This window comes from Nocardiopsis halophila DSM 44494, from assembly GCF_000341245.1.
GTDB classification, from domain to species: Bacteria; Actinomycetota; Actinomycetes; order Streptosporangiales; family Streptosporangiaceae; genus Nocardiopsis_A; species Nocardiopsis_A halophila.
This window is the reverse complement of the sequence record NZ_ANAD01000159.1, coordinates 1-3923: the sequence shown is the minus strand read 5'-3', so window position 1 is coordinate 3923 and position 3923 is coordinate 1. Positions and strand designations below refer to the sequence as shown.

Genomic DNA, 3923 nt, shown 5'->3' with positions numbered 1-3923 from the left:
GTGGGCTCCTCGATCGACCTGTCGTTGCAGTACTACCTCTGCCAGGCGTAGACCGCCGACAGCGGGATGTTCTTGAACTTCTCCCACTTCGGCTTCAGCTGTAGCCAGCGGTCGTCGATGATGCCCTCGTGCATCTCGGCCAGCCGCCATCCTGCGGCCACGCCCGCGCGTACGTGGTCGCTGACCAGGTGCACGTGGGTCTGGATCGCGTACGACCGGCCCTCGCCGTCCGTGTAGTGGGTCGGCATCCCCGCCGTGATCATGAACTGCGGGTGGTAGGTCACGATCACCATCCACCCGCCGGGCCGCGCCAGGCGCGCCGCCTCCTCGTACAGCGGACCCACATCCGGCAGGTGCTCGTCGATCAGCGAAGAGATGACCAGGTCGTAGGCGCCGCTCTCCAAACCGCTCTCGGTCGCGTCGGCGACGCCGAGGCTCTCGTGGGCCCCCTTCTGCTTCGCGATCTCCAGCATCTCGGGCGTCAGGTCGACCCCGTCGATCCGTTGCGCGCCCTTGCCGTGCAGCCACTCGCCGGTCCGGCCCGTCCCGCACCCAAGGTCGGCCGCGCGCCGCACCGACGCCCACTCCGGCCCGGTCAGGCGCTCCAGAAGGTCGATGTCCATCAGGTCCTCGACCGTGCGCTCGTACGTCTGTGCCCAGGCGCCGTACCCCGCCGCGACGTCGACGGTCTCGTACCCACGGGTGTCGAATTCGGAGAAGGGGATCATGCCGGGCAGTCTGCCAGCGCACTTCGAGAGCCGACACCGGTTTTCCGCGTGCTCCCGGCTCTCTGCTGCTCTCCCCGGCTCCGCTCGGCCTCGGCCCTTCGAAGTGACCAGAGACCTCAGGCACTCAGGACGCCACCGGCCTCAGGTGCGCGGCCGGCGCCCGTTGAGTTCGTCGCTGAAGTCCCGCACGTTGGACGGCAGTCCGCGGAACACCGCGATGATCAGCACCAGCGCCGTGCCGAGGAACAGCCACGGGGCGATGTCGGCCAGCCGTGTCCCCATGCCGAGCGCCAGCCCGCGCACGAAGCCGTTGCTTCCCAGCGTCAGGACGCACTCCGCCGCCACCGCGGCCGTGAAGTAGGCCAGCGGAGGGCTCACCGTCAGGCCGAGCAGGTCCGACGGCCGCACCAGCAGCGCCGCCGCCACGCACGCGACCACGAACGCCCCGCCGTTGAGGAAGGTCCACCCGGTGGCCTCCGCCGCCAGCGCGGCCGACAGGCTCGCGGCCATGATCACCAGGACGCCGCCGCGCCCGGTCAGCCGGACGCCGCCGCTCTGCTGCGCCTTGGTCTGTGCCTTGTTCTGCGCCTTCTTCGGGCGGGCCGGCGCCGCGGCCGGATTCGGCTTGGTGCCCTTCCCGCCCCTCCCGGTCGCCCCGGGCTTCGTGGTCGTCGTCGCAGCCACCTGCCGCCCCCTCTTCGGCGTGCCCTTCGTGCCTGCGGCCGCCCCCTTGCCTCCGTGCCGGCGGGGCGGCGGAGGCACGAAGAAGGGAGCCCGAGGGTCCTCGGGCGTCTCCGTGTTCCGCGTGGCCATACCCGCACGCTCCCTTGTATGACTCACAGTGTTCAGTGTGTCACTCGTGGTGAGTATTCTTGCTCTTTCTCGGAACTCGTGTCGTCCCCGTCTTCCGGATCCGATGGCCCGAAGGCGCCTCCGTACAGTTCGACGCGGGTCGTGTCCGAGCGGTCGTCCGTCTCCTCGTGCCCGTTTCCGGCCTGCACAACCGTGGCTTCCGGCCCTGGCCGATCCAGGCCGGACGCGTGCTCCGCGCCTCCTTCGGCCACGTTCTCCGCACCCTTGACGCCCCCGGCTGCTCCGGCGCCCCCAGCGCCCTCCGCGGCCCGCGCCGCAGCGTCCGTCAGCTCGGCCGACGCCAGCGGCCGTGCCTGCTCCTCGATCCCCCGCGGGGCGTCCAGCTCGTCCTCGACCAGCCCCAGCTCCTCGAAGCGCCGCGCCGTCACCAGCACCCGGCTCTCCAGCGAGCCCACCGTCTGGTTGTAGGAGGCCACCGCCCGCGAGAGCGCCCGGCCCAGCCCGTCCACGTGGCCGCCCAGCGTCGCCAGCCGCGCGTGCAGCTGCTTGCCCAGCTCGAACACCGCGCGCGCGTTCTCGCTCAGCGCCTCCTGCTGCCAGGCGTACTGGGCCGTCCGCAGCAGCGACACCAGCGTCGTCGGCGTCGCGATGTGCACACGCCGCCCCATCGCGTACTCCAGCAGTCCCGCGTCCTCCTCCAGGGCCGGGGCCAGGAACGCCTCCCCGGGGATGAACAGCACGACGAACTCGGGCGCCGGGTCGAACGCCTTCCAGTACGCCTTGCCCGAGAGCTGGTCGACGTGCGCCCGAAGGTGCCGGGCGTGGGCGCGCAGCCGCTCGGCCCGTACGTCCTCCTCGTCGGTCTCGGCCGCTTCCAGGTAGGCCGCCAGTGACACCTTCGAGTCCACGACGATGTTCTTGCCGCCGGCCAGGCGCACTACCATGTCCGGCCGCTGGAGCCCGTCGTCGGTGCGGACGCTCGCCTGCTCGTCGAAGTCGCAGTAGGAGCTCATCCCGGCCATCTCGGCCACGCGCCGCAGCTGCATCTCTCCCCAGCGCCCGCGCGCTTCGGGGCGCCGCAGGGCCGTCACCAGCGCGCGCGTCTGGTCGCGCAGCCGGTCCGACCCCTCCCGCACGAACTCGACCTGCTTGGCCAGCTCGGCGTGGGCGGCCTTGCGCCCTGCGTCCGCCTCCCGCAGCTGTCCCTCGACCTTGGCCAGCGCCTGCTGCAGGGGCTCGACGAGCTTCTCCACGGCCTGGCGCCGCTGCTCCATGTCCTGGCCTGCCTCGGCGCCCACGGCCCGCATCCGGCCCTCCGCCAGCTCCAGGAAGCGCTGACTGGTGGTGTCCAAGGCCTCCGCCGACAACGCGCGGAACCGGTCGCCCAGCTGCTCCTCGATGTAGGCGGCGCGCTCCTCGGCGGCCCGCGCCCGGGCGTGCGTCTCGGCGGTGCGGCTGCGGGCCAGCATCCACCCCAAGGCCGCCCCGATGGCCAGTCCCACCAGAAGCACCAGGATCATCTCAAGGCCGTTCATGGCGGCCTATGCTCTCAATCCTCGGCGTCCCGGGCCTTTCCGCCACGCGCGGGACCGGTCAGGACATCCATCAGGGTGCGCACGAGACGGGGCATGTCGACCGCGCCGGGGTCGTGCAGCCACTGTGTCTGCAGTCCGTCCATGGCGGCGATGAGCAGGGCGGCCGCCTCGTCGGGCCCGACCCCGGACGGCAGCCGGTCGCCGTGCTCCTTGCGGATCCGCCCTTCCACCTCCCCGCGCAGCCGCTCGAAGCGGTCGCGGAAGTACTCCTGCGCCGGGTGGCCCTCGGTGACGGACTCTGCGCTGAGCACCGTGTACACCTGCACGATGCCGGGCCGCTCCACGTTGCGGCGCACGACCTCGGCCAGGTCCACGCGCCCGTCCTCCTCCGCTGCCGCGTCCGCGTCCACCTCGTCGCGGCGGTTGAGCAGGGCGACCAGGAGCGCCTGCTTGCTGGGGAAGTAGTGCAGCAGGCCCTGCTGCGTCAGGCCCGCCCGCTCGGCGACCTTGGCCAGCGAGGTGCCGTTGTAGCCGCCGGCGGCGAACTCGTCCAGTGCGGCGTCGAGGATCGCGTCCCGCCGCCCGCCCGGTGCGTACCCGGGACGACGCCGCCCCCGCTCTGCTGCCATCGCGCCTGTCCCTTCGCTCGGTGCCGTGAGAGTACCCGGACCCCTCTGATGCCCGCATTCGCGGTGCACCGCCCCAGGGGGCTGGCACGCCGCCGGGACGCGGCCTAGACTCGGCGAAGCAGGCACCTACCGAGTACTCGGTAAGTGAACTGTGCCACCCGCGCCAGGCGGCGCGCCGACCCCGAGGGGGAACCGCCATGCCCGCACCCGCACCGAAC

The 3923-nt window shown here is 72.2% G+C and carries 4 protein-coding genes; all 4 read right to left on the bottom strand.

Going from position 1 to position 3923, the window contains the following annotated elements; all coding sequences use genetic code 11:
- Positions 1–32: 32 nt before the first annotated feature.
- Positions 33–728: a class I SAM-dependent DNA methyltransferase gene (locus D450_RS0118765; protein WP_017540197.1), complete on the bottom strand. Its 696-nt coding sequence runs from the start codon at positions 726–728 to the stop codon at positions 33–35.
- Between the two features lie 141 nt (positions 729–869).
- Complete coding sequence (locus D450_RS0118760; RefSeq protein WP_017540196.1) at positions 870–1541, bottom strand: DUF6542 domain-containing protein; 672 nt, start codon at positions 1539–1541, stop codon at positions 870–872.
- A 32-nt stretch (positions 1542–1573) separates the two neighbouring features.
- The gene (locus D450_RS0118755; protein ID WP_017540195.1) at positions 1574–3076 is read right to left on the bottom strand and encodes a DNA recombination protein RmuC; all 1503 of its coding nucleotides are present in this window, start codon (positions 3074–3076) and stop codon (positions 1574–1576) included.
- A gap of 14 nt (positions 3077–3090) precedes the next feature.
- A complete protein-coding gene (locus tag D450_RS0118750) occupies positions 3091–3705 on the bottom strand; it encodes a TetR/AcrR family transcriptional regulator (RefSeq protein WP_017540194.1) in 615 nt (204 codons plus the stop codon).
- Between the last annotated feature and the right edge of the window lie 218 nt (positions 3706–3923).